The sequence below is a fragment of the Pseudomonas sp. D8002 genome, from assembly GCF_013385695.1.
GTDB lineage: Bacteria > Pseudomonadota > Gammaproteobacteria > Pseudomonadales > Pseudomonadaceae > Aquipseudomonas.
Genome location: NZ_JACAPM010000032.1, coordinates 228,074 through 251,762, shown reverse-complemented (window position 1 = coordinate 251,762; position 23,689 = coordinate 228,074). Strand labels below are relative to the sequence as shown.

Sequence of the window (23,689 nt, the reverse complement as noted above, 5' to 3'; positions counted from 1 at the left end):
GAATGCGATCAAAACTGTGGGAGCGGGCTTGCTCGCGAAGACGGCGTATCAGTTGATGCATCCGGTGACTGATTCACCGCGTTCGCGAGCAAGCCCGCTCCCATAGTTGGAGCCGGTTCCTACAGTTATTACGCTATTTACAGGTTAACCGATGTTATTCAACCAAGCCTCACGCCTGGCCAAGATCACCAGCCCCCTGGGGCCGGATGTGCTGCTGCTCAATGAAATGGGTGGCGGCGAAGAGCTGGGTCGGCTGTTCAATTTCGAACTGCAGCTGACCTCGCTGGACGCCAACATCGACCTCAACCAGTTGCTGGGCAAGCCCATGAGCCTGAACCTGCAAATGGCGGACGGTGGCGAGCGGCACTTCCACGGCATCGTCGCCCGCTGCAGCCAGAACATCGACCAGGGCCAGTTCGCCAGCTATCAGGTGACTTTGCGCCCGTGGTTGTGGCTGCTGAGCCGCACCTCCGACTGCCGGATTTTCCAGAACCTGAGCATCCCGCAGATCATCAAGCAGGTGTTTCGCGACCTGGGTTTTTCCGACTTCGAAGACGCCTTGAGCCGCCCGTACCGCGAGTGGGAATACTGCGTGCAGTACCGCGAGACCAGCTTCGATTTCGTCAGCCGCCTGATGGAACAGGAAGGCATCTACTACTTCTTCCGCCACGAGCAGGACCGCCACGTGCTGGTGCTGGCCGATGCCTACGGTGCCCACGCCAACGTGCCCGGCTACGCCTCGGTGCCTTACTACCCCAAGGACGAGCAGCAGCGCGAACGCGACCATATGCACAACTGGCACCTGGCACAGGAAGTACAACCCGGCTCCCTGGAGCTCAACGACTACGACTTCCAGCGCCCCAGCGCGAGCATCGACGTACGCTCGGCCATGCCGCGCCCGCACACCGCCGGCGACTACCCGCTGTACGACTACCCCGGCACCTACGTCAAAAGCGAAGACGGCGAACACTACGCCCGCACCCGCATCGAAGCCCTGCAAACCCTGCACGAACAAGTGGAGTTCAGCGGCAACGCCCGGGGCCTGGGTTCCGGCCACCTGTTCAGCCTCACCGGCTTCAGTCGCCGCGACCAGAACCGCGAATACCTGATCGTCGGCGCCCGCTACTACATCTCCCAGGAAAGCCTCGAAAGCGGCGGTGGCGCGCCTTCGGCCCAGTTCGAAAGCACCCTTACCTGCATCGACGCGCAACAGAGTTTCCGCCCACTGGCCAACACCTACCGGCCCATCGTCAAAGGCCCGCAGACCGCGCTAGTGGTGGGCCCCAAGGGCGAAGAAATCTGGACCGACCAATATGGCCGGGTGAAGGTGCATTTCTATTGGGACCGCCACGACCAGTCCAACGAAAACAGCTCGTGCTGGATTCGCGTATCGCAGTCCTGGGCCGGAAAAAACTGGGGCTCGATGCAGATCCCACGGATCGGCCAGGAAGTGATTGTGAGCTTCCTGGAAGGCGATCCCGACCGGCCGATCATCACCGGCCGCGTGTACAACGCCGAGCAGACCGTGCCTTACGATCTGCCGGAAAACGCCACCCAAAGCGGGATGAAAAGCCGCTCCAGCAAAGGCGGCACGCCGGCCAACTTCAATGAAATCCGCATGGAGGACAAGAAGGGGTTGGAGCAGTTGTACATCCATGCCGAGCGCAATCAGGACATCGTGGTAGAGGTGGATGAAAGTCATTCGGTGGGGCATGACCGGAACAAGAGTATTGGGCATAACGAGACGGTGACGATTGGCTCAAACCGCCTGCGGGTCGTGCGCAACAACGACACCGTGATTGTGGGCGGGGCCAAGTCCGACAGCGCCGCCACGACCTACACCATCGAGGCTGGCGACAGTATTCGCCTGGTGTGCGGCGACAGTGTGATTGAGCTCAAGGCTGGCGGAGACATCAACCTGACCTGTGGCTCGTTCAACCTGTTTTCTACCGGCAGCAGCAAAATCCAGACGAAGGGCAAACTGGATATCAACCTTGGCAGCGACAAGGGCACGGTGCCCGGCGCCCAAGGCGTGCAAAGCACGATCAAGTCCGCCGTCGAATCAAAATTCCCTGGCAAGCCCGGCGCTGGTCAATAACGAGATTTCTCCACCATGAATTACCTGATCAACGAAGCCCAATTCACCCTGCCCGATGCAGAGGTACTGGACACCTCAATCAATATCCTCAAGTTCGCCAAGCTGGGCACCACCCTGGTGGTGAGTCGCAGCCCGTTGGCAGATGGCGAGACCTTGCAAAACAACTTCGAGGGCCAGCTGAAAAAGCTCGAACAGCAGGTCAAGGACCTTCGTTATTCGCCGGCGCAAGCCATCAAGGTGGGGCCGGCGCAGGACATCGACGCCTTTGAAGTGCAGAACCGTTTCAACAAAGGCAGCGACAATATTTACCAATATCAGTTGGCAATGCAGATACCCGGCACACGCAACCTGATCGCCTTGAGCTACGTCAAGACCCAGCCCCTGGGACCTGCCGAGGCGGCACATTGGGCAACGCTCAAGAACACGCTCAACTTTGCCGTCACCCCCTGAGCAGAGTCTGAACAATGAGTGAAGACCTCTGGGCTGCCCGCGAAGGCGACGCACTGCTGCACACCTCGGTGATGGCCGATATTCTCGGCGGCGTGCTGGAAGTGGCCGCCTATGCCGCACTCACTACCGTGGGCTGCCTGGCCGTTGCAGGGGCGGTTTTCCTCGCGACCGGTGCGACCATCGCCACAGGCGGCGTTGCATTGGTCTTGGTAGTGGGGGCAGTCGTTGGGATCACCGCAGGGCTCACAGGGGCTGACCTGAAAATATCCAGTTGGTGCGAGTCCGCCGCCAACTGGGTGTTCCCGCCGGTGATTGATGCCTTCATCACCAGCGGTTCGGACAACGTCTTCATCAATGGCAAAAAAGCTGCCCGCGCCGCAGGCAAGATGACTGCGGTTCCGGTCGCACCCAGCGAACCGCCAGCCCCCAGCTTCCTGGACATGGCCGGGGAGTTTTTCTCACAGATGTGGCGCCCGACCGTCGCCTCCCCCGCCCCCGGCACCGAGCCTTGCCCGCTGGACACCGTGGCGTGCAACAAGCACCCGCCCATGCCCCTGCAATTCATTGCCGAGGGTTCCAGCTCGGTGTTCATCAATGGCCAGCCTGCGGCGCGCAGTGGCGATCGCAGCACGTGCGACGCCAAGATCGGCACAGCCCCGGGCCTGATCTCGCCGGATGTGCGCATCGGTGGCGGAACCATCGTGGTGCAGGAGATTCGCAGCGGCAAGACGCCGGGCGTGGGTTTGGCGATTGCGGTGGTGATGGCGTTGCGGGGCAACCTGAAATGTTTCTGGACCAAGCTGCCGTGCCTGGTCGGTGGCTTGGTGGTGGGCGGTGCCATTTCTTATGCAACCAGCAAGGTTACCTCTGCGCTCAAGAGCGCCATGAATGGCTCGCCCAATCCGGTTCACAGCGCGACCGGGGCCAAGGTCCTGGGTGGGGACGAGGAGCTGGATTTCGTGCTGCCGGGTTTGCTCCCGATAGATTGGCAGCGTTTCTACAGCAGCCTCGACACACGCCAGGATGGCCTCTTTGGCGCGGGCTGGAGCGTTGCGTATGAAGTGTCGATCGAGATAGATGCAGACGAAAACCTGCTCTACATCGATGAGCAAGGGCGCCGCCTGGAGATCGGCTACATCCCCTTGTCCGGCGGAGCATTCGACCCGGGCGAAGGCCTTGCGGTCAGGCGCAGCGCCGACGGCGCGGTATTGATCGAGAGCATCGACGGCCTGTATCGCCTGTTCGAGCCCGACCCGCTGAACAGCGCGCGGATGCGTCTGCAGCTGCTGGGTGATCGCAATGAAGGGCGGATCTTTCTCGACTACGACGCTCAGGGGCGGCTGTATCGCCTGCGCGACACCCATGACTTGATGCACGTCGAACTGAGCTACTCGGCTGAACACCCACGGCGCGTGAGCCACATCGAACGGCGTTATCTGCGCCAGGAACATTTCGATGCGCGCAGCGATGTGCTCGTCAGCTACCGCTATGACAGCAACGGCGACCTGGCTGAAGTGTTGGATGTGCAAGGCACAACCCTTCGACGCTTTGCTTATGACAATGGCCGGCGAATGGTCGAACACCAGTTGCCGAGTGGCCTGCGCTGCTTCTATCAATGGAGTGCAGTGACCGGCCCGGACGGTGAAGAGTGGCGCGTGAGCCGCCACTGGACAGACGCAGGCGATGAATACACCTTCGACTACGATCTCGACGCCGGCATTACCCGCGTGACCGATGGCCTGATGCGCGTCAGTACACGGCATTGGAACCCGCAGTACCAGATCACTCGCTACGTCGACAACCTGGGCCATACGTGGCTGTTCGAGTGGAGCGAAGACCGCCAGTTGCTCGGCGCGACTGACCCGCAAAACGGTCAGTGGCGCTTCAATTATGACGCGTCCGGCAACCTGAGCGCGGTGATCGATCCACTGTCCAGAACCAGCGGCACGCAGTGGCTCGCGCACTGGGCGTTGCCCCAAGTAGAGACCGACCTTGCGGGCAACAGTTGGCACTATCGCTATGACCAGCGAGGCAACTGCATCGAGGAAATCGACCCGCTGGGCAATAGCACGCGCTACGTCTACGACGGGTTCGGTCAACCAGTGCGCATCATCGACGCCACGGAAAAAACCAAAACGCTGCATTGGAACGAATGGAGCCAACTGGTCGAAGCGGTGGATTGCTCGGGTTATCCCACCCGTTATCAATACGATGCCTTTGGCAATCTGGTGGTGCAGACCAATGCGGAAGGTGAGTCGGTTCGCTACCGGTACGGTCCCCAGGGGCTATTGCTGGAATGCCAGCTCCCGGATGGCCGCGTGGAACAGTTCCAACGCAGCGCCAGCGGTTACCTGACGGCCCATGTCGACCCGGCCGGCAGCACCACGCGCTATGCCTATGACCTGCGTGGCCTGGTCAAACAGCGCTGGGATGCGCACAACCGCACGGTCATGTTCGACCATGACGCCTATGGCCGATTGCGCAGGCTGTCCAATGAGAACGGCGAAAGCTATCGCTTTGAGTGGGATGCATGCGACCGCATGGTGCGGCAGCAAGACCTCGATCAGAGTCAGCGCTGCTACACCTATGATCCGCTGGATGATGTCGTCGCCGTGGACTTCCTGCCGGGGACAGAAGGCGAACCGGTAGCGCCATTGTCACACCAGTTTCAGCGAGATCCGGTTGGACGCCTGGTCAGCAAAGTCACCGCCGACGGCACCACCGTTTACGAACATGACCTGAACGACCAACTGGTCGGCGTCACATTCACCGCGCTTGACGGTCAGCAGCAGCGACTGGGTTTCAGCTACGACGCGCTGGGGCAACTGCTGCAGGAGCAAGGCACAGCGGGCTCCTTGCAGCATCACTACGACGAATTGGGGAACCTGATTCAGACCCAGTTGCCCGACGGTCGATGGCTGAACCGCCTCTACTACGGCAGCGGTCACCTGCATCAGTTGAATCTCGATGGGAAGGTCATCAGCGACTTCGAGCGTGATCGTTTGCATCGCGAAGTGCAGCGCACTCAAGGCCAACTCAGGACGAACACCGCGTATGACCGCAGTGGAAGGGTTCGCTCGCGCCAGCGCCGCAGTATTGACCAACCGTGGCAGTTGCCGCCATTGGTTGAGACTGACTACAGCTACGATCCCAGCGATAACCTGATCGGGCGTCGGCGTGTTGACCGTGTTCATGATCGTCAAGAGCAGTTGGGTTACGACAGTACCGAACGTATTCTCGTCAGCCACCAAGTAGGCCAGACCGAAACCTTTGCTTATGACGCGGCAGCCAACCTGCTTGACGGCCCACAACAGGGTGGCTTGGTAAGGCATAACAGGCTGCTCACCTACCAAGACAAACGCTATAAATACGATGCTTTTGGTCGAATGATCGAAAAGCGCAGCTCTGTTCGTGGCGTGCAGCGTTTCGCCTACGATGCTGAAAGCCGATTAGTTGAAGTACGCAATGAAAATGGCAACGTGGTCAAAATGGCCTACGACCCTCTGGGCCGTCGCATCGAGAAGACTGAACACGACAGCGTCGGGTACGCATTGGGCATAACGCGCTTCATTTGGGATGGATTGCGGCTGCTGCAAGAATACAAACACAGTCAGACCAGCCTCTATGTCTATGAAGACGAAGGTTACATGCCGCTTGCTCGCATAGATGGCTCCGGCCCACAGCAAAAAGTCCGTCACTATCACAATGACCTCAACGGCATGCCGGAGCAGCTAACCGAAACCGATGGGCACCCCCTCTGGCGGGCAAGCTTTCGAGTGTGGGGCACTGCCATGGAGGAAGTACGCGAGGCCTCGTACATCGAAGATCAGAATCTTCGGTTTCAGGGACAGTACCTGGACCGGGAAACTGGGCTTCATTTCAATACCTACAGGTTTTATGACCCGGACGTGGGACGGTTTACCACGCCAGATCCTATTGGATTGGCGGGGGGCGTCAATCTATATCAATATGCCCCGAACCCATTGGCCTGGGTCGACCCCTGGGGCTGGAAATGTTGGAGCACCGCAAGGAAAGGCGTCTGGAAAAGTGCTGCAGCCAAGGCGCCACCCGGCAAATATTCCTCTAGAAACCTAGCGCGGATGTCGGAAGGTAAAGCGCCCAGGATGAGAGTTGAAGTTCGTTATCGTGACAGTGCGAGGAACAGGCGACTCGGGCGTGTTGGCAAAACCAAAGTCATCGATGTGCCGATGGAGCTGAATCATCAGTACATTCCTCAGCGATCTCGATCAAACGTTGCTCACGGGGAGTGGAACCTGACTAAAGCTACCCCTTGGGGGCACGAATCAATGGATAAATTTCGCCATACCGGCTGGGACTTGGTGAGAGTTGTGAAAACCACAGGGCAATGGTAAGTCACGCCTTGAAGGAGCAGACATGAGTGAGTTGACTGATTTTCACGTTTTCTGGGGCGCGGCGATGGCTGTTGCTGAGAAGAAATCCGCCTCGATGGAGGCTGACGGAGCGGAGGATTTCGCCCGGCTGCTTTACGATGAATATGTTGAGCAAGGCGCGCCGAAGAATAAAAAGAAATGGCTGGCAGAACGACTTGAAAATGAATTCCTGTGTTTGAAGGAGCGCCCGGCATGGGTAGGAGAGCCGGCTTGGTTGTACCATCAGGGCCAACCTATGGTGTTTTTACACCAGTTTTCAGTTTCACCTTCAGCACAGCACATTAAAGAAAAAATCTCTCTTGGTGACACCGTTTACGTGTTTGGCGCAAAACATCGCCTCAAAAGGCCGGCAGGGGATACGTGGACTGATATATATCGCACGGCCGTTCAAACCCTTGAAGGTGAAACCACAGTGGAAGTACTGGTCTAGACCGTACAAAAAAGCGAGGTCAGGTATCTCACGTACGCCTTCGCACAGACACCTGAAACAGATAACGTTCTGACAAGCAATCAAAGTGGAACAAAGAACAATAAAGGGGGCAGATTTATTTAGATAAAAGGCCGTCAGATAAATTAAATAAATCCGTCCCTATTACCCCGGAGAACATATGAAAGAGACAGATTTATTTAAATTAACGGCAATAAGACAAATTAAATAAATCTGTCCCCTTTACCGGGGACTGGCCCCCGAGCTTTATTACCTGATTGCGAAAAAGGACGGCTTTTATGACGAGATGGCATGGGGCCATAAAAAGCCAATAGGCCAAGTCTATTTGAAAAAAGGTGAAGTTTGGAAAGTCGGTGAAACCGTCAATCCGAATTGGCGATATACCCAAAAGTGGCTGAAATCCAAAAATCTTGCCTACAAAAGGGTTATGGCAGCACCGACGAAGGGCAATATGCAGGTATGGGAAAGATTAAAAATCGGAAAATATTTTAAACGCCGAGGAAAACTACCCCCGGGCAACAAATGCAGGCACTGACATAAGGAATACTTTATGCGAGTCGATACGACATCGGACTCACCGAGTTGGACAAAGGTCTTTGAAATCACCGACGAGCTAAATGGCCTGAGTGAGATTCTTGAAAAAAAGTATCCCACCCTCGACTGGGAACTGGCGGTCTGCATGCGATGCCTGCCGAAGAACCTGGAACGAAAAACATTTTGCCGTTATTACGCAAAAGACAAAATGTTCGGTCTGGATATCGCCATGGACGAGGAAGATTTTGTTCCACTGAAAAAAGACATAGCTGCTCAGCGCAAATTAATAGGTGCGGCATTCATTACATTTTTTGTTGAAAGTATTAAGAAATACGAGAAAAAACTCCCCAATCTGCAACCGGTATCGGCGCAACTAATTGCGGATGTACAGCAATGGTGTATTGAGAACGAGTGGACAGCTTGAAGCTCAACGATTGAGCAAGGATTGCCCACCCACAAAAAATGGGCACCCGACCCAGTCGGCGTGCCCATTTTTCATCCCGCGCTCACACTCGCATGTGCGTAGCGCGTTCTACATGACTTACGGATTGACGCTGTCTTTAAGCGACTTGCCTGGCTTGAACGCAACGGTGTTGCTCGCCTTGATTTTCACCGGCTCGCCGGTTTGCGGGTTTTTGCCGGTGCGGGCGCCGCGGTGGCGCTGCAGGAAGGTGCCGAAGCCGACCAGGGTGACACTGTCCTTGCGATGCAGCGCGCCGGTGATTTCTTCGAGTACGGCGTTGAGTACGCGGTTGGCCTGTTCTTTGGTCAGGTCTGCTTTTTCTGCAATAGCGGCTGCGAGTTCTGGTTTACGCATAAGTGAAGCCTCTTTGACGGTTTTTTGTTGTTATGTCCGTGCTGCTCTCTTTCGGAGCAGCGCCCAAGGCGCCGCAGGCTCTACTCTGCGGCAGACGGGAGTGAGGATGGCATGCCATCGGGGCCTGCGCCAGTCTCACGGCGACCTTTCTACGGTCAAAATGATGCTTATTCCGACAGAACGACCAGCATTTACGCCAGCAGCGGCGGAAGTTCTTTGTTGAGGGCCAGTTTTTCCATCACGGCCGTGCCGGTCAGGGCGTAGCCCAGCAGTCGGCCGCTGGCGTCGCGGCACAGGGCCTTGATGTCGCCACCCTGCCCTTCGACGCTCCACACGCCTTCGCTGCCCCGTGGCGGTGGCGAGACGACCAGCGGGCAGACCGGGGTTTTTACCGTGACGGGCATCGGGCCGTAGCTGACGGCCGTCGCGTTACCCGCCAGGGTCTGGGCCAGGGCGCGGGCGCAGCTCATCAGGGGCATCACGTACAGCAGGTTCAGGCCATCGACCTCGGCGCAGTCGCCCAGGGCGTAGATGTTGGCGTGGGAGGTCTTGAGGTGGCGGTCCACCATAATCCCGCGGTTTATCTGCAACCCGGCTGCGGCGGCCAGGTCGACACGCGGGCGCAGGCCGATGGCAGACACCACCAGGTCACACTGGATCACTTCGCCATCAGACAAGTGGGCTTCCAGGCCGTCAGCGGTGCGCTGCAGGCGATTGAGCACCGGGCCCAGGTGGAAACGCGCCCCCAGGCCTTCCAGACCGGCCTGCACCGCTGCGGCGGCTGCCGGGTGCAGCAGGGTCGGCATGACTTGCTCGCACGGCGCCACCAGGTCGATCTCGTAGCCGCCGAGGATCAGGTCGTTGGCGAACTCGCAGCCGATCAGCCCGGCACCCAGCAACAGCACCCGGCGTTTTCCGGCCGCAGCGGCACGAAAGCGTGCGTAGTCTTCGAGGTCGTTGATCGGGAAAATCAGCTCGGCGGCGTCGCCCTGTACCGGCACCCGCACGGTTTCTGCGCCCCAGGCCAGGATCAGGTCGCGATAGGCCACCGCTTCCTCACCGATCCACAAGCGCTTGTGGCCCGGGTCGATGCCACTGATGCGGGTGTGGGTACGCACTTCGGCCTTCAGTTGCTCGGCCATGGCGCCCGGTTCAGCCATGCTCAGGCCATCGGCTTCCTTGTTCTTGCCAAAGCCTGTGGAGAGCATGGGCTTGGAGTAGGAGCGCCCGTCATCTGCGGTGATCAGCAACAGCGGGGTTTCGCTATCGAGCTTGCGAAACTCCCGAGCCAGGTTGTAACCGGCCAACCCCGTGCCGACGATCACGACAGGTGCGTTCATTCCTTTCTCCTTGTAGTACGTTTCTTGAATTGCGATTTAAATCAGCAATCAGCCGATTTCGATCATTTCGAAATCCATTTTGCCCACGCCGCAGTCCGGGCACAGCCAGTCTTCGGGGACGTCCTGCCACAGGGTGCCCGGCGCGATGCCGTCATCCGGCCATCCGTCTTTCTCGTCGTAGATCAGGCCACAGACGACACATTGCCACTTCTTCATTACTTGTTTCCTCAGGTCCAGGCGCGTTGGCCGACGGTCGATAGATGCAACCTTGCCGTGCGGCTCAGGGCGTTTTGTACTGATCAGCAGGCGCAGATGCAAGCATGATCGACGCATGGGCCTGGCGCACTCCGGCAAAAGTCCAGGGCACCATGGTAAGCTCGCCGCCTCATTAACTGCCAATAATGACCCTCCGTGCCGCATTCAAACGCCCTTCCCGATGCTTGCCGATGGCTGACCCAGAGCCTTCTGAGCCCACTGCCCACGCCGCTGACACTCAACTGGCTGTTCGATGAAGGCTCGCTGACCCGGCGCCTGACGCGCCTGTCCAACGATGGCTTCAGCGTGACGCCGTTGTTCGAAGGCTGGCAACCGCTGCGAGACGACGAATGCGCCACCCTGGACTTGCCCGCCGCCAGCATCGGCTGGGTGCGCGAGGTGTATTTGCGTGGCCATGGCCAGCCGTGGGTGTTTGCCCGCAGCGTGGCGGCCCGCAGCGCCTTGCAGGGCGACGGCTTGCACATGGATGAGTTGGGCAGCCGGTCTCTCGGGGAATTGCTGTTTTGTGACCACGCCTTCACGCGCCAGGCCATCGAGGTGTGCCGCTACCCACGGGAATGGCTGCCCCCGGCGGACCAGGCCGATCACCTGTGGGCACGCCGCTCGCGCTTCGACCGCGGGCCGCTGAGCGTGCTGGTGGCTGAAATCTTCCTGCCGCCCCTGTGGCAAGCCGTGCACGACCATCCGGAGCGTTTCTGATGTACCAGCGCCTGCTCAAATCCCTGAATCACCTGAACCCAAGGGCCTGGGACTTCATCCAGTTGACCCGCATGGACAAGCCCATCGGCATTTACCTGCTGCTGTGGCCCACGCTGTGGGCGCTGTGGATTGCCGGCAAGGGTTCGCCATCGCTGCTCAATATCCTGATCTTCGTGCTCGGCGTGATACTCACTCGGGCCGGCGGTTGCGTCATCAATGACTGGGCCGACCGCAAGGTCGACGGCCATGTGAAACGCACCGAACAGCGCCCGCTGGTCAGCGGCAGGATCAGCTCGAAAGAGGCCCTGGTGTTCTTCGCGGTGCTGATGGTCATCAGTTTCCTGCTGGTGCTGCTGACCAACTCCATGACGATCTGGCTGTCTCTGGGCGGCCTCGCGCTGGCGGCCAGCTACCCGTTCATGAAGCGCTACACCTATTACCCGCAGGTGGTATTGGGCGCGGCGTTCTCGTGGGGCATGCCGATGGCGTTCACCGCCGAGACGGGCAGCCTGCCCGCCGCGGCATGGCTGTTGTACATCGCCAACCTGTTGTGGACGGTGGGATACGACACGTACTACGCCATGACCGATCGCGACGATGACCTGAAAATCGGGGTCAAATCCACCGCGATTCTGTTCGGCGATGCCGACCGGGTGATCATCCTGACCCTGCAGGGCCTGGCACTGGTGTGCCTGTGGCTGGCGGGGATGCGTTTTGAGCTGGGCGGCTGGTTCCACCTGGGCTTGCTGGCGGCGGCCGGGTGCTTTGCCTGGGAGTTCTGGTACACCCGGGACAAGGACCGGCTCAAATGCTTCAAGGCGTTTTTGCACAACCACTGGGCCGGGTTGGCGATTTTTGTCGGGATTGTCGCGGACTACGGATTTCGGTGAGAGGCCAAGCCCCTCACCCTTATCCGGCTCACATCAAGGCTTGGCGACCTTCCACGCCCCGTCCATTTTGCCTTCGCCGGTCATGTCACCGGCCTTCTTGTCCATGATGAAGGTGTAGAGCGGCTTGCCGCTGTAGGCCCACTGGCTTTTCTGGTCGTCACGGGTGATCACGGTCCACTTGCCCATGGGCTTGTCGGTGGATTCGGCCATCAACGGCGGCCAGTTGGTGGCGCACTTGTCGTTGCACATGGATTTGCCATCAGCGTCCTTGGCAAAGGTGTAGAGGGTCATGCCGTTGTGGTCCACCAGCATCCCGTCCTTGGTCATCGCCGGGTCTGCCGCAAACGCCAGTGTCGGCAGCGTTAACGCGGCCGTTACCAGCAGGGCTTTCCAGGAAAAAGTACTGTGAGTCATGGGAACCTTCCTTTTGTGGTTGTCAGGATTCGGACCCAAAGCGTAGTCCAGAGAGGCAAGGATTGCCCAAGCGACTAAATTACTGTCACACGACTGCAATAATTCCGTTATCTAATGCGGCGCAAGACAGTTAAATGACAAGAGGATTTAGCATGGTTGGCAGGAGCATTCTGATCGTTGACGACGAAGCGCCCATTCGCGAGATGATCGCCGTTGCGTTGGAAATGGCCGGCTATGACTGCCTGGAGGCGGAGAACTCCCAGCAGGCCCATGCCATTATCGTCGACCGCAAGCCGGACCTGATCCTGCTGGACTGGATGCTGCCCGGCACCTCCGGCATCGAACTGGCCCGCCGCCTCAAGCGTGACGAGCTGACCGGGGATATCCCGATCATCATGCTCACCGCCAAGGGCGAAGAGGACAACAAGATCCAGGGCCTGGAAGTCGGCGCCGATGACTACATCACCAAGCCCTTTTCCCCACGGGAACTGGTCGCCCGTCTGAAAGCCGTTCTGCGCCGTGCCGGCCCCACCGATGGTGAAGCGCCTATCGAAGTCGACGGCCTGATCCTTGACCCGATCAGCCACCGCGTAACCATCGACGGCAAACCCGCCGAGATGGGCCCCACCGAATACCGCCTGCTGCAATTCTTCATGACCCACCAGGAGCGCGCCTACACCCGCGGCCAACTGCTGGACCAGGTCTGGGGCGGCAACGTGTATGTGGAGGAGCGCACCGTCGACGTGCATATCCGCCGCCTGCGCAAAGCCTTGGGCGACGCTTACGAGAATCTGGTACAAACCGTGCGCGGCACCGGCTACCGGTTTTCCACCAAAGGCTGAGCCAGCCCGAACTGCCCAGACAGCTGAAAGGACGCGTGTTTAAGTGAACCAAAACTGGCATGGCACCCTGATCCGCCACATGCTCCTGTTGATCACCGGCTGCCTGCTGGTGGGCCTGGTCAGCGGCTATTACGGCTGGAGCCTGGCCGTCGGCCTGGGCCTTTACCTGGGCTGGACCCTTAAGCAACTGCTGCGCCTGCACGAATGGCTGCGCCAGCACAAACCCGACGAAGCACCACCCGACGGCTACGGCCTGTGGGGCGAGGTGTTCGACAGCATCTACCACTTGCAACGCCGCGACCAGCGTGTACGCGGGCGCCTGCAAGCGGTGATCGACCGGGTGCAGGAGTCCACCGCCGCACTGAAAGACGCGGTGATCATGCTCGACAGCGACGGCAACCTGGAATGGTGGAACCGCGCCGCAGAGACCTTGCTGGGCCTCAAGACGCCTCAGGACAGCGGCCAGCCGGTGACCAACCTGGTGCGCCACCCGCGTTTCAAGGAGTATTTCGAGCAGGACAACTACGAAGAAGCCCTGGAAATCCCGTCACCGACCAACGACCGCGTGCGTATCCAGCTGTACCTGACGCGCTACGGCAATAACGAACACTTGATGCTGGTGCGTGATGTCACACGCATCCATCAGCTGGAACAGATGCGCAAGGACTTCGTCGCCAACGTCTCCCACGAACTGCGCACACCGCTGACGGTGATCTGCGGTTATCTGGAGACGCTGCTCGATAACGTCGAAGACGTGAACCCGCGCTGGACCCGTGCCCTGCAACAGATGCAGCAGCAAGGCTCGCGCATGCAAACCCTGCTTAACGACCTGCTGTTGCTGGCCAAGCTGGAAGCCACCGATTACCCCTCGGACAACCATCCGGTGCCGGTGCAAAGCCTGTTGCAGACGATCAAGAGCGACGCCCAGGCATTGTCCGGGCAGCGTGAACAGCAGATCACCCTTGAAGCCGACCCATCGATACTGCTCAAGGGCAGCGAGGGCGAGTTGCGCAGCGCGTTTTCCAACCTGGTGTTCAACGCCGTCAAATACACCCAGGACAAAGGCAACATCCGCATCCGCTGGTGGGCCGACGACCAGGGCGCACACCTCAGCGTGCAGGACTCCGGGATGGGCATCGACGCCAAGCATTTGCCGCGCCTTACCGAGCGTTTCTACCGCGTCGACTCCAGCCGCAACTCCAACACCGGCGGCACCGGGCTCGGCCTGGCCATCGTCAAACATGTGCTGCTGCGCCATCGCGCGCGGCTGGAAATCAGTAGCGTGCTCGGCCACGGCAGTACCTTTACCTGCCATTTCCCGCCGGCCCAGGTGACACATTCCCGGGTCCTTCATCAGGACGAGTGACCCTCCGCCCGGCAGCCGCCACTAGGCAAGCGCCCCGTCAGCCGCTACATTGGCGGACTTGCGCCTGCCTTTCAGGCCCACCTGCTCACCCTTTTCGATTAGACGGAACCCGCAAAACCCCATCATGGACCCTTCCCCTGGCATCACCCTCGCGACACTCTTCGCCGACTTCGGCATGATTCTTTTTGCACTGATCCTGGTACTGCTCAACGGCTTTTTCGTTGCGGCGGAATTTGCCATGGTCAAACTGCGCTCGACCCGGGTCGAGGCCATCGCCCACAAGAACGGCTGGCGCGGGCAGATCCTGCGCACCGTACACAGCCAGCTCGACGCCTATCTGTCGGCCTGCCAGTTGGGTATCACCCTCGCCTCCCTGGGCCTGGGCTGGGTCGGTGAGCCGGCCTTCGCGCACATCCTCGAGCCGTTGCTGGGGGCGATCGGTGTGCAGTCGCCGGAAGTGATCAAGGGCGTGTCGTTCTTTGCCGCCTTCTTCGTGATCTCGTACCTGCACATCGTGGTTGGTGAACTGGCGCCCAAGTCCTGGGCCATTCGCAAGCCCGAGTTGCTGTCGCTGTGGACCGCCGTGCCGCTGTACCTGTTCTACTGGGCCATGTACCCGGCGATCTACCTGCTCAACGCCAGTGCCAACGCCATCCTGCGCATCGCCGGCCAAGGCGAGCCTGGCCCGCACCACGAGCACCATTACAGCCGTGAAGAACTGAAACTGATCCTGCACTCCAGCCGTGGCCAGGACCCGAGCGACCAAGGCATGCGCGTGTTGGCCTCCGCCGTGGAAATGGGCGAGCTGGAAGTGGTGGACTGGGCCAACTCCCGGGAAGACCTGGTGACCCTGGACTTCAACGCACCGCTCAAGGAAATCCTGGCGCTGTTCCGTCGCCACAAGTTCAGCCGCTACCCGGTGTACGACGCCGTGCGCAACGAGTTCGTCGGTCTGCTGCACATCAAGGACCTGCTGCTGGAACTGGCGGCCCTGGACCACATTCCCGAGTCGTTCAACCTGGCCGAGCTGACCCGCCCGCTGGAACGCGTATCGCGCCATATGCCGCTGTCGCAACTGCTCGAGCAGTTCCGTAAAGGCGGCGCGCACTTCGCCCTGGTGGAAGAGGCCGACGGCAAGGTCATCGGCTACCTGACCATGGAAGACGTTCTGGAAGTACTGGTAGGCGACATCCAGGACGAACACCGCAAGGCCGAGCGCGGCATCCTCGCTTACCAGCCGGGCAAATTGCTGGTGCGTGGCGACACGCCGCTGTTCAAGGTGGAGCGCCTGCTGGGCGTCGACCTGGACCACATCGAAGCCGAAACCCTCGCCGGGCTGATCTACGACACCCTGAAGCGGGTGCCGGAAGAGGAAGAAGTGCTGGAAGTCGAAGGCCTGCGCATCATCATCAAGAAGATGAAAGGGCCGAAGATCGTGTTGGCCAAGGTGCTGTTGCTCGACTAGGGCACACCCCCTGTAGGAGCGAGCTTGCTCGCGAAGGACGTTAACGATAACGCTGGGATCCTGACACCCGGCAGCGCCCTCAGGTTTTTCGCGAGCAAGCTCGCTCCTACAAAAGCCTTACCGCGTGCCCAGCGCAAAGTTGGGCAACGCCTGCACCGGCTGGTTGAATTCATAGGGAATCGACACCAGCCCCGACGCCGTCGTGCGCTGCACCACAAAATGCAGATGCGGCCCGCTGCTGTTGCCGGTATTGCCCGACAGCGCCAGCGGGCTGCCCACCGCCACGCGCTGCCCTTCCCTGACGCTGACCGACCCTTGCTTGAGGTGCAGGTACACGCCTTGCGTGCCGTCATCGTGCTGCACCCGCACGAAATTGCCCGATGGATCGCTGCCGCGCCCGCTCTGCTCGTTCTCGGTTTTCAGTACGACACCGCCACGTGCCGCGATGATTGGCGTGCCTTCAGGCATGGCAATGTCCATCGCATAACGGCTTTTGAGCTCGGAGTGGCTGAAGGTACCGTTGGGGCCTTGGGTGAGACGGAACGGACCGCCACGCCAGGGCAAGGGATAACGATAGGAAGCGGGTTGCGACGGATATACAGGCTTGGGAATCACCCGCTCCTGATACACAAACGCCTGCGCCCCGGGCGTGTACCGGTCGCTGAAGACCACAGCGCCGTCAGCATCGATAGACTTGTAGAGGGTCATGGACATCGCCGGCATGACAACGGCGAACAGTCCACACAACAGCAGTGAGCGCACGAGCATCGGGTTGGCCTGCCAGGGACGACTGAATGGCAGGCTAACAAGGGATCATGACAGTGCTATGTGAACCTTCCACTGCCCCTGTGGCGAGGGAGCTTGCCACAGGTAAAGCGTTAACGCTGTCACGCACCCGGCACAAAATGCTTCTGTGCGGTCCCGCGGGCGATCAGCCGCGAAATGTAGTCAAGCTTCTGCGCATCCTGGTCGATAAACCGGAAGGTCAGTTGCAGCCAGTCACTGTCGGGCTTGGGCTCGTAGGCCACCACGGCATGCAGGTAGCCATTGAGACGCGCCACTTCAGCGTTCTCACCCTGCTCCAGGTCGAGCACGGCGCTTTCCAGTACCTGAGGCAGGATTTCACCACGACGCACCACCAGCAGCGCCTCCTTGATGCTCAGGGCCTTGATCACACACTGCTGGGTGCCACTGGACAGGCGCAACTGGCCCTGGCCACGACCGCTGGCAGGCGACGCTGCCGCAGCCACCTGCACCGGCGGGCTGTTGAGCAGGCCTTTGCTGGGCGCCGCCACCGGGGCCGGCTTGACTGCGTCAGGCTTGCCACCAGTGAGGGCGCTGAGGGAATCGTTACCGAACGCCGAGTTCATCTTCGTCGGTGCGCTGGCGATCAGCGCGTCGAGGCGGCCAATCTTGTTCAGTGCCTGCTTGACCTTGTTCAGCAACTGCTCGTTGGTGAATGGCTTGCTGACGTAGCCGGAAACCCCGGCCTGGATCGCCTGCACCACGTTTTCCTTGTCGCCACGGCTGGTCACCATGACGAAAGGCATGGCTTTGAGATGAGGCTGTTCACGGCACCAGGTCAACAGTTCCAGGCCGGACATTTCCGGCATTTCCCAGTCGCACAGCACCATGTCGAAGGTTTCGCGCATCAGGATGGCCTGGGCCTTTTTGCCGTTCACCGCATCTTCGATCTTGATCCCCGGGAAGTAGTTACGCAGGCACTTCTTCACCAGGTCGCGAATAAACGAGGCGTCATCCACCACCAATACACTGACTTTGCTCATCGACCCTTCATCCTATAAAAACCCCGGCAAGCATAACGCTTCGCTGATGGCGTTTTGCCAAAAATTCCAACACCACAAACGAAAACGCCCGACCAAAGGCCGGGCGTTTATTTCTCGGGCAATCTTACTTATCGTCAGGAACGCCCGGAACATTAGGGATTTGATCGGTCGTACCTTCAACTTCTGCTTTCATCCGCTTGAGACCCATGTGCCGCACGTCGGTACCCCGCACCAGGTAAATCACCAGTTCCGAGATGTTGCGTGCGTGGTCGCCGATGCGTTCCAGCGAACGCAATACCCAGATGATGCTCAGTACCCGCGAGATAGAGCGCGGGTCTTCCATCATGTAGGTCGCCAGTTCGCGCAGCGCCGTCTTGTATTCGCGGTCGATGGTCTTGTCGTATTGGGCCACCGACAACGCCAGCTCGGCGTCGAAACGGGCAAACGCGTCGAGGGCGTCGCGAACCATGTTGCGCACCTGGTCACCGATGTGGCGCACTTCGACATAACCACGCGGCGCTTCGCCTTCCTCACACAACTGGATGGCGCGGCGGGCGATCTTGGTGGCTTCGTCACCGATGCGCTCCAGGTCGATCACCGACTTGGAGATGCTGATGATCAAACGCAGGTCGGACGCCGCCGGCTGACGACGGGCCAGGATGCGCAGGCATTCTTCGTCGATGTTGCGTTCCATCTGGTTGATCTGGTCATCGATCTCGCGCACTTGCTGGGCCAGGCCCGAGTCGGCCTCAATCAGCGCGGTGACGGCGTCGTTGACTTGCTTCTCCACCAGCCCGCCCATGGCCAGGAGGTGGCTGCGCACCTCCTCAAGCTCGGCGTTGAACTGCGCGGAGATGTGATGGGTAAGGCCTTCTTTGCTAATCATGTTGGCGTCCTTGGAACGTCCAGTAAGGTGCGGTCGACCGCAGCATCAGTTCAGTGAGCAACCAGCCACCTGCTAGCCGTAGCGACCGGTGATGTAGTCTTCGGTCTGCTTCTTCGCCGGGTTGGTGAACAGGGTATCGGTGTCGCCAAATTCCACCAGCTTGCCCATGTACATGAACGCGGTGTAGTCGGAAACCCGCGCCGCCTGTTGCATGTTGTGGGTCACGATGACGATGGTGAACTTGGATTTGAGTTCGTAGATCAGCTCTTCGACTTTCAACGTGGAGATGGGGTCGAGTGCCGAGCACGGTTCGTCGAGCAGCAGCACTTCCGGCTCCACGGCGATGGTGCGGGCGATCACCAGACGTTGCTGCTGGCCGCCGGACAAACCGAGGGCCGACTCGTGCAGGCGGTCCTTGACCTCGTCCCACAGCGCCGCGCCTTTCAGTGCCCACTCAACGGCTTCGTCGAGGACGCGCTTTTTGTTGATGCCCTGGATGCGCAGGCCGTAGACCACGTTTTCGTAGATGGTCTTGGGAAACGGGTTGGGCTTCTGGAACACCATGCCCACCCGGCGCCGCAGCTCGGCCACGTCTTCGCCCTTGCGGTAGATGTTGGTGCCGTACAGGTTGATCGCGCCCTCGACGCGGCAGCCGTCCACCAGATCGTTCATCCGGTTGAAGGTGCGCAGCAGGGTCGACTTGCCGCAACCGGACGGGCCGATGAAGGCGGTCACGCGCTGCTTCGGAATGTTCATGCTGACGTCGTACAGCGCCTGCTTGTCGCCGTAGTACAGGCTCAGGCCCGGGACTTCGATGGCCACGGTTTCCTGGGCCAGGCTCAGGCTCTGCTTGTCGCGACCCAGGGCTGACATGTTGATGCCGTGGGAATGGGTTTCATGTTGCATGGGATGCTCCCTGTGCTACCAATTCGTTTTGTGGGAGCGGGCTTGCTCGCGAAGGCGTCAGGTCAGTTGACCCATGTATGACTGATACACCGCATTCGCGAGCAAGCCCGCTCCCACATTTAGTCCGCGTTCACTTCAATTAACTGTCCAACGCCTTGTACTTCTCGCGCAGGTGGTTACGAATCCACACCGCCGACAAGTTGAGCGTGGCGATCACCAGCACCAGCAGCAAGGCGGTGGCGTACACCAGCGGCCGCGCGGCTTCGACGTTGGGGCTCTGGAAGCCGACGTCATAGATATGGAAGCCCAGGTGCATGATCTTCTGGTCCAGGTGCAGGTACGGGTAGTTGCCGTCCACCGGCAGCGACGGCGCCAGTTTCACCACACCCACCAGCATCAGCGGCGCCACTTCACCGGCGGCGCGGGCCACGGCGAGGATCATGCCGGTCATCATCGCCGGGCTGGCCATCGGCAGCACGATCTTCCACAGCGTTTCCGCCTTGGTCGCGCCCAGTGCCAGAGAACCTTCACGTACGGTGCGAGGAATCCGCGCCAGGCCTTCTTCAGTGGCCACGATCACCACCGGTACCGCCAGCAGCGCCAGGGTCAGGGATGCCCAGAGCAGGCCAGGCGTACCAAAGGTCGGTGCCGGCAAGGCCTCGGCGAAGAACAGCCGGTCAACCGAGCCGCCCAGTACGTACACAAAGAAGCCAAGGCCGAACACGCCGTAAACGATGGCGGGTACACCGGCCAGGTTGTTCACCGCGATGCGGATGATCCGCGTCAGGGTGTTCTGCTTGGCGTATTCACGCAGGTACACCGCCGCCAGCACGCCGAACGGGGTCACGATCATCGCCATGATCAGGGTCATCATCACGGTGCCGAAGATCGCCGGGAAAATCCCGCCTTCGGTGTTGGCTTCCCGTGGATCGTCGCTGAGGAATTCCCAGACCTTGCTGAAGTAGAAACCAACCTTGGTCATGTAGCCCATGGCGTTCGGCTGGTAAGCGTGCACCACCTTGCCAATGCCGATTTCGATTTCTTTGCCGTTGGCATCGCGGGCGGTCAGGCTGTCGCGGTTGAACTGAGTGTGCAGGTCGGCCAGGCGGGCTTCGATGTCCTTGTAGCGGTTGTTCAGTTCGGCGCGGCCGCTGTCCATGTCGGCCTGGGCGGTGGCGTCCAGCTTGCCTTCCAGCTCCAGCTTGCGACCGTGCAGGCGGATGCGTTCGAGGCCGGCGTTGATGGCGCCGATGTCGGACTTCTCGAGTGTCTTGAGCTGGGCCGCGAGCTTGTTGACGCGGTCCACGCGGGCTTGCAGTTCCGGCCAGGCCGCCTCGCCTTCGGCGATCACCTTGCCGTCCTGCTTGACGTTGACCAGGGTGCCGTAGAAGTTGCCCCACTCACGACGCTCGATGGCCATCAACTCGACCGGCTTGGTCTGGTTGGTCAGCCACTCGCCGACGATCCAGGTGAAGTCATTGCCGTTCAAGTCACGGTTGCCGACCTTGATCAGCTCGCGGGTCATGAACTCCGGGCCTTGGTCCGGCACCGGCAAGCCAGCGCTTTTCAGGCGCTCGCGGGGCACTTCTTCTTTCTGCACCACTTCGCCGACGACGATGTGATTTTCCTGGCCCGGTACGTTGTAGTTGGCCTGGATCAGGTCGGCCGGCCAGAAGTGGCCCAGGCCACGCACGGCAATCACGGCCAGCAAACCAATGGTCATGATGACCGCGATGGACACCGCGCCACCGCTGATCCAGACGCCCGGGGCGCCGCTCTTGAACCATCCATTCAGGGAGTTCTGTTTCACAGACTTCTACCTTTCTTAAAGCGACGAGTATTTCTTGCGCAGACGCTGACGAATCAGCTCGGCGAGGGTGTTCATGATGAAGGTGAACAGCAGCAGCACCAGCGCCGAGAGGAACAGCACGCGGTAGTGGCTGCCGCCGACTTCCGATTCGGGCATTTCCACCGCGACGTTGGCTGCCAGCGTTCGCAGGCCTTCAAACAGGTTCATCTCCATCACCGGCGTGTTGCCGGTGGCCATCAGCACGATCATGGTTTCACCGACCGCGCGGCCCATGCCGATCATCAGCGCCGAGAAGATGCCTGGGCTGGCGGTCAGGATCACGACGCGGGTCATGGTCTGCCATGGCGTGGCGCCCAGGGCCAGGGAGCCCAGGGTCAGGCCGCGCGGCACGCTGAACACGGCGTCTTCGGCGATGGAGTAGATGTTCGGGATCACCGCGAAACCCATGGCCAGGCCGACTACCAGGGCGTTGCGCTGGTCGTAGGTGATGCCCAGGTCGTGGGAGATCCACATGCGCATGTCGCCGCCGAAGAACCAGGTTTCCAGGTACGGGCTCATGTACAACGAGAGCCAGCCCACAAACAGGATGACCGGGATCAGGATCGCGCTTTCCCAGCCATCCGGGACCCGCAGGCGGATCGACTCAGGCAGGCGGCTGAAGACGAAGCCGGCCACCAGGATGCCAATCGGCAGCAGCATCAGCAGGCTGAAGATCCCCGGCAAATGCCCTTCGACATACGGCGCCAGGAACAGGCCGGCGAAGAAACCGAGGATCACCGTCGGCATCGCTTCCATCAACTCGATCACCGGCTTGACCTTGCGGCGCAGGCTCGGGGCCATGAAGTAAGCGGTGTAGATCGCAGCGGCAACGGCCAGTGGCGCGGCCAGCAGCATGGCGTAGAACGCGGCCTTCAGGGTACCGAAGGTCAGGGGCGCCAGGCTCATCTTGGGTTCGAAGTCGGTGTTGGCGGCGGTCGATTGCCAGACGTATTTAGGTTCGTCGTAGTTTTCGTACCAGACCTTGCTCCACAGCGCGCTCCAGGAAACTTCAGGGTGCGGGTTGTCCAGCAGCAGCGGTTGCAGCTTGCCGCCGGCCTCGACGATCACACGGTTGGCCCGTGGCGACATGCCGAAGATACCGTTGCCGTCGACCACCTGGTCCACCAGCAACGTACGGTGGGCAGTGCTGTGGAACACACCGAACTTGCCGGAAGCGTCGAGGGCGGTGAAGCCTTTACGACGTTCTTCAGCAGTGATTTCAACGATAGGCGCGGTGCCCATCTGGAAGGTACGGATCTGCTTCAGGCGTTGTTCGCCGTCCGGGTCGCGGGCCATGAACCACTGCGCCAGGCCACCGCTGGAGTTACCGATGATCAGCGAGATGCCGCCCACCAGCTGGGTGCTGGCCGTGACTTGCGCCACGCCGTCTTCCAATAATTTGTAGCGACCGTTGAGGCTGTTGTCCCGCAGGCTGAAAACGTCGGCCTGGGCGCGACCGTTGATCACGTACAGCCACTGCTGGCGCGGATCAACGAAGATGGCTTTGACCGGCTCGGTCATTTGCGGCAGCTCGATGCGTTTCTGCTCGGTGGTGACTTCCTCGGTCATCATGTTTTCTTCACGGCTGATGGACAGCACGTTCAGATGGGCACCACTGGAACCAGCCACCACCAGCGTCGAGTCGGTCGCATTCAAGGCGACATGCTCAAGGGAGCGGCCCTGTTCGTCGAGGACGATCGGTGTTTCGCCGTAAGGGTATTCAACGGCGGGCGAGATGGTCTTCTTGCCGTCCGGGTACGACACTTTATAGGTGTGGCGGAACACCAGGGACTGGCCGTTGGACAGGCCGAGGATCACCAGCGGGCTGCCGGGCTGGTCTTCACCAATGGAGGCGACTGTCACGCCCGCCGGCAACGGCAGGTCAACGCGCTTGAGTTCGGCACCCGTGTCAACGTTGAAGAACAGCGCCTGGCCCTTGTCGGAAACCCGCATGGCGACCTGGTTCTGTTCTTCCATGGAGATCATCAGCGGCTTGCCGGCATCCTGCAGCCAGGCAGGCGCGAGGGCCTCTTCCTTGGTCAGGTTGGCGCCGTGGAACAGCGGCGCGACCACGTAGGCGAGGAAGAAGAAGATCAAGGTGATCGCGCCCAGGACGGCAAGGCCGCCAATCAGCACGTACCAGCGGGTCAGGCGATCCTTGAGCGCGCGGATGCGGCGCTTGCGTTGCAGCTCAGGCGTATTGAAATCAA

Annotated in this window: 21 protein-coding genes; 11 read left to right on the top strand and 10 right to left on the bottom strand. The window is 60.2% G+C overall.

From position 1 onward, the window contains the following. Positions 1-151: 151 nt before the first annotated feature. From HX807_RS19200 to HX807_RS19175, 6 genes are all read left to right on the top strand, one after another. On the top strand, positions 152-2,098 hold the full coding sequence (locus tag HX807_RS19200) for a type VI secretion system Vgr family protein (protein ID WP_177050722.1): 1,947 nt from the start codon (positions 152-154) through the stop codon (positions 2,096-2,098). Positions 2,099-2,113: 15 nt separating this feature from the next. Next, the gene (locus HX807_RS19195) at positions 2,114-2,548 is read left to right on the top strand and encodes a DcrB-related protein (RefSeq protein WP_177050720.1); all 435 of its coding nucleotides are present in this window, start codon (positions 2,114-2,116) and stop codon (positions 2,546-2,548) included. A 14-nt stretch (positions 2,549-2,562) separates the two neighbouring features. Further along, positions 2,563-6,921: an RHS repeat-associated core domain-containing protein gene (locus tag HX807_RS19190; RefSeq protein WP_134327539.1), complete on the top strand. Its 4,359-nt coding sequence runs from the start codon at positions 2,563-2,565 to the stop codon at positions 6,919-6,921. A 22-nt stretch (positions 6,922-6,943) separates the two neighbouring features. Then, positions 6,944-7,390 carry a hypothetical protein gene (locus tag HX807_RS19185; RefSeq protein ID WP_134327540.1) on the top strand — a complete coding sequence of 149 codons (447 nt, stop codon included), beginning with the start codon at positions 6,944-6,946 and terminating at the stop codon, positions 7,388-7,390. Between the two features lie 304 nt (positions 7,391-7,694). Next, a complete protein-coding gene (locus tag HX807_RS31970) occupies positions 7,695-7,943 on the top strand; it encodes a hypothetical protein (protein ID WP_177050718.1) in 249 nt (82 codons plus the stop codon). A 15-nt stretch (positions 7,944-7,958) separates the two neighbouring features. Continuing rightward, positions 7,959-8,366 (top strand): hypothetical protein, encoded by a 408-nt coding sequence (locus HX807_RS19175; RefSeq protein WP_003213360.1) that lies wholly within the window; start codon positions 7,959-7,961, stop codon positions 8,364-8,366. A gap of 117 nt (positions 8,367-8,483) precedes the next feature. Here the strand turns inward: HX807_RS19175 and HX807_RS19170 are convergent, their stop codons facing one another. The 3 genes from HX807_RS19170 to HX807_RS19160 all read right to left on the bottom strand — a co-directional run bounded on the left by HX807_RS19170 (position 8,484) and on the right by HX807_RS19160 (position 10,315). Further along, entirely contained in the window at positions 8,484-8,759 is a 276-nt protein-coding gene (locus tag HX807_RS19170) for an HU family DNA-binding protein (protein ID WP_003213368.1), read from the bottom strand. 191 nt (positions 8,760-8,950) lie between these two features. Beyond that, the gene (locus HX807_RS19165; protein ID WP_177050716.1) at positions 8,951-10,099 is read right to left on the bottom strand and encodes an NAD(P)/FAD-dependent oxidoreductase; all 1,149 of its coding nucleotides are present in this window, start codon (positions 10,097-10,099) and stop codon (positions 8,951-8,953) included. A 48-nt stretch (positions 10,100-10,147) separates the two neighbouring features. Further along, positions 10,148-10,315, bottom strand: coding sequence for a rubredoxin (locus HX807_RS19160; RefSeq protein ID WP_003213373.1), 168 nt, complete (start codon positions 10,313-10,315; stop codon positions 10,148-10,150). A 195-nt stretch (positions 10,316-10,510) separates the two neighbouring features. Here HX807_RS19160 and HX807_RS19155 point away from each other — a divergent pair, with 195 nt between their 5' ends. Both HX807_RS19155 and ubiA read left to right on the top strand, forming a co-directional pair. After that, complete coding sequence (locus HX807_RS19155; protein WP_177050714.1) at positions 10,511-11,074, top strand: chorismate lyase; 564 nt, start codon at positions 10,511-10,513, stop codon at positions 11,072-11,074. Further along, the gene (gene ubiA / locus HX807_RS19150; protein ID WP_177009045.1) at positions 11,074-11,964 is read left to right on the top strand and encodes a 4-hydroxybenzoate octaprenyltransferase; all 891 of its coding nucleotides are present in this window, start codon (positions 11,074-11,076) and stop codon (positions 11,962-11,964) included. The genes HX807_RS19155 and ubiA overlap by 1 nt, the downstream gene beginning before the upstream one ends. 33 nt (positions 11,965-11,997) lie before the next feature. Here the strand turns inward: ubiA and HX807_RS19145 are convergent, their stop codons facing one another. Beyond that, positions 11,998-12,378, bottom strand: a complete 381-nt coding sequence (locus tag HX807_RS19145) for a hypothetical protein (RefSeq protein ID WP_003213380.1) — start codon at positions 12,376-12,378, stop codon at positions 11,998-12,000. Between the two features lie 152 nt (positions 12,379-12,530). On the opposite strand from HX807_RS19145, the gene phoB reads away from it, so the two are divergent. From phoB to HX807_RS19130, 3 genes are all read left to right on the top strand, one after another. Beyond that, positions 12,531-13,220 carry a phosphate regulon transcriptional regulator PhoB gene (gene phoB, locus HX807_RS19140; RefSeq protein WP_003195617.1) on the top strand — a complete coding sequence of 230 codons (690 nt, stop codon included), beginning with the start codon at positions 12,531-12,533 and terminating at the stop codon, positions 13,218-13,220. Positions 13,221-13,263: 43 nt separating this feature from the next. After that, positions 13,264-14,586 (top strand): phosphate regulon sensor histidine kinase PhoR, encoded by a 1,323-nt coding sequence (gene phoR, locus HX807_RS19135; protein WP_003213382.1) that lies wholly within the window; start codon positions 13,264-13,266, stop codon positions 14,584-14,586. A 124-nt stretch (positions 14,587-14,710) separates the two neighbouring features. After that, positions 14,711-16,051 (top strand): hemolysin family protein, encoded by a 1,341-nt coding sequence (locus HX807_RS19130; RefSeq protein ID WP_003213385.1) that lies wholly within the window; start codon positions 14,711-14,713, stop codon positions 16,049-16,051. Between the two features lie 117 nt (positions 16,052-16,168). Here HX807_RS19130 and HX807_RS19125 read toward each other — a convergent pair whose 3' ends face one another. From HX807_RS19125 to HX807_RS19100, 6 genes are all read right to left on the bottom strand, one after another. Further along, positions 16,169-16,819, bottom strand: coding sequence for a M23 family metallopeptidase (locus HX807_RS19125; RefSeq protein WP_008439474.1), 651 nt, complete (start codon positions 16,817-16,819; stop codon positions 16,169-16,171). A 119-nt stretch (positions 16,820-16,938) separates the two neighbouring features. Beyond that, entirely contained in the window at positions 16,939-17,838 is a 900-nt protein-coding gene (locus HX807_RS19120) for a response regulator (protein ID WP_003213389.1), read from the bottom strand. A 124-nt stretch (positions 17,839-17,962) separates the two neighbouring features. Beyond that, positions 17,963-18,724, bottom strand: a complete 762-nt coding sequence (gene phoU, locus HX807_RS19115; RefSeq protein WP_003213392.1) for a phosphate signaling complex protein PhoU — start codon at positions 18,722-18,724, stop codon at positions 17,963-17,965. A 72-nt stretch (positions 18,725-18,796) separates the two neighbouring features. Next, complete coding sequence (gene pstB, locus HX807_RS19110) at positions 18,797-19,630, bottom strand: phosphate ABC transporter ATP-binding protein PstB (protein WP_003213395.1); 834 nt, start codon at positions 19,628-19,630, stop codon at positions 18,797-18,799. A 139-nt stretch (positions 19,631-19,769) separates the two neighbouring features. Beyond that, positions 19,770-21,440 (bottom strand): phosphate ABC transporter permease PstA, encoded by a 1,671-nt coding sequence (gene pstA / locus HX807_RS19105; RefSeq protein ID WP_008439475.1) that lies wholly within the window; start codon positions 21,438-21,440, stop codon positions 19,770-19,772. Between the two features lie 15 nt (positions 21,441-21,455). Further along, complete coding sequence (locus tag HX807_RS19100; protein WP_174717804.1) at positions 21,456-23,489, bottom strand: ABC transporter permease subunit; 2,034 nt, start codon at positions 23,487-23,489, stop codon at positions 21,456-21,458. Positions 23,490-23,689 lie beyond the last annotated feature (200 nt).

What these genes read in the sequence shown, in the direction of transcription:
- HX807_RS19200 (WP_177050722.1), top strand. Translation starts at nt 152, where the DNA reads ATGTTATTCAACCAAGCCTCACGCCTGGCCAAGATCACCAGCCCCCTG.
- HX807_RS19195 (WP_177050720.1), top strand. Translation starts at nt 2,114, where the DNA reads ATGAATTACCTGATCAACGAAGCCCAATTCACCCTGCCCGATGCAGAG.
- HX807_RS19190 (WP_134327539.1), top strand. Translation starts at nt 2,563, where the DNA reads ATGAGTGAAGACCTCTGGGCTGCCCGCGAAGGCGACGCACTGCTGCAC.
- HX807_RS19185 (WP_134327540.1), top strand. Translation starts at nt 6,944, where the DNA reads ATGAGTGAGTTGACTGATTTTCACGTTTTCTGGGGCGCGGCGATGGCT.
- HX807_RS31970 (WP_177050718.1), top strand. Translation starts at nt 7,695, where the DNA reads ATGGCATGGGGCCATAAAAAGCCAATAGGCCAAGTCTATTTGAAAAAA.
- HX807_RS19175 (WP_003213360.1), top strand. Translation starts at nt 7,959, where the DNA reads ATGCGAGTCGATACGACATCGGACTCACCGAGTTGGACAAAGGTCTTT.
- HX807_RS19170 (WP_003213368.1), bottom strand. Translation starts at nt 8,759, where the DNA reads ATGCGTAAACCAGAACTCGCAGCCGCTATTGCAGAAAAAGCAGACCTG.
- HX807_RS19165 (WP_177050716.1), bottom strand. Translation starts at nt 10,099, where the DNA reads ATGAACGCACCTGTCGTGATCGTCGGCACGGGGTTGGCCGGTTACAAC.
- HX807_RS19160 (WP_003213373.1), bottom strand. Translation starts at nt 10,315, where the DNA reads ATGAAGAAGTGGCAATGTGTCGTCTGTGGCCTGATCTACGACGAGAAA.
- ubiA (WP_177009045.1), top strand. Translation starts at nt 11,074, where the DNA reads ATGTACCAGCGCCTGCTCAAATCCCTGAATCACCTGAACCCAAGGGCC.
- HX807_RS19145 (WP_003213380.1), bottom strand. Translation starts at nt 12,378, where the DNA reads ATGACTCACAGTACTTTTTCCTGGAAAGCCCTGCTGGTAACGGCCGCG.
- phoB (WP_003195617.1), top strand. Translation starts at nt 12,531, where the DNA reads ATGGTTGGCAGGAGCATTCTGATCGTTGACGACGAAGCGCCCATTCGC.
- HX807_RS19130 (WP_003213385.1), top strand. Translation starts at nt 14,711, where the DNA reads ATGGACCCTTCCCCTGGCATCACCCTCGCGACACTCTTCGCCGACTTC.
- HX807_RS19125 (WP_008439474.1), bottom strand. Translation starts at nt 16,819, where the DNA reads ATGCTCGTGCGCTCACTGCTGTTGTGTGGACTGTTCGCCGTTGTCATG.
- HX807_RS19120 (WP_003213389.1), bottom strand. Translation starts at nt 17,838, where the DNA reads ATGAGCAAAGTCAGTGTATTGGTGGTGGATGACGCCTCGTTTATTCGC.
- phoU (WP_003213392.1), bottom strand. Translation starts at nt 18,724, where the DNA reads ATGATTAGCAAAGAAGGCCTTACCCATCACATCTCCGCGCAGTTCAAC.
- pstB (WP_003213395.1), bottom strand. Translation starts at nt 19,630, where the DNA reads ATGCAACATGAAACCCATTCCCACGGCATCAACATGTCAGCCCTGGGT.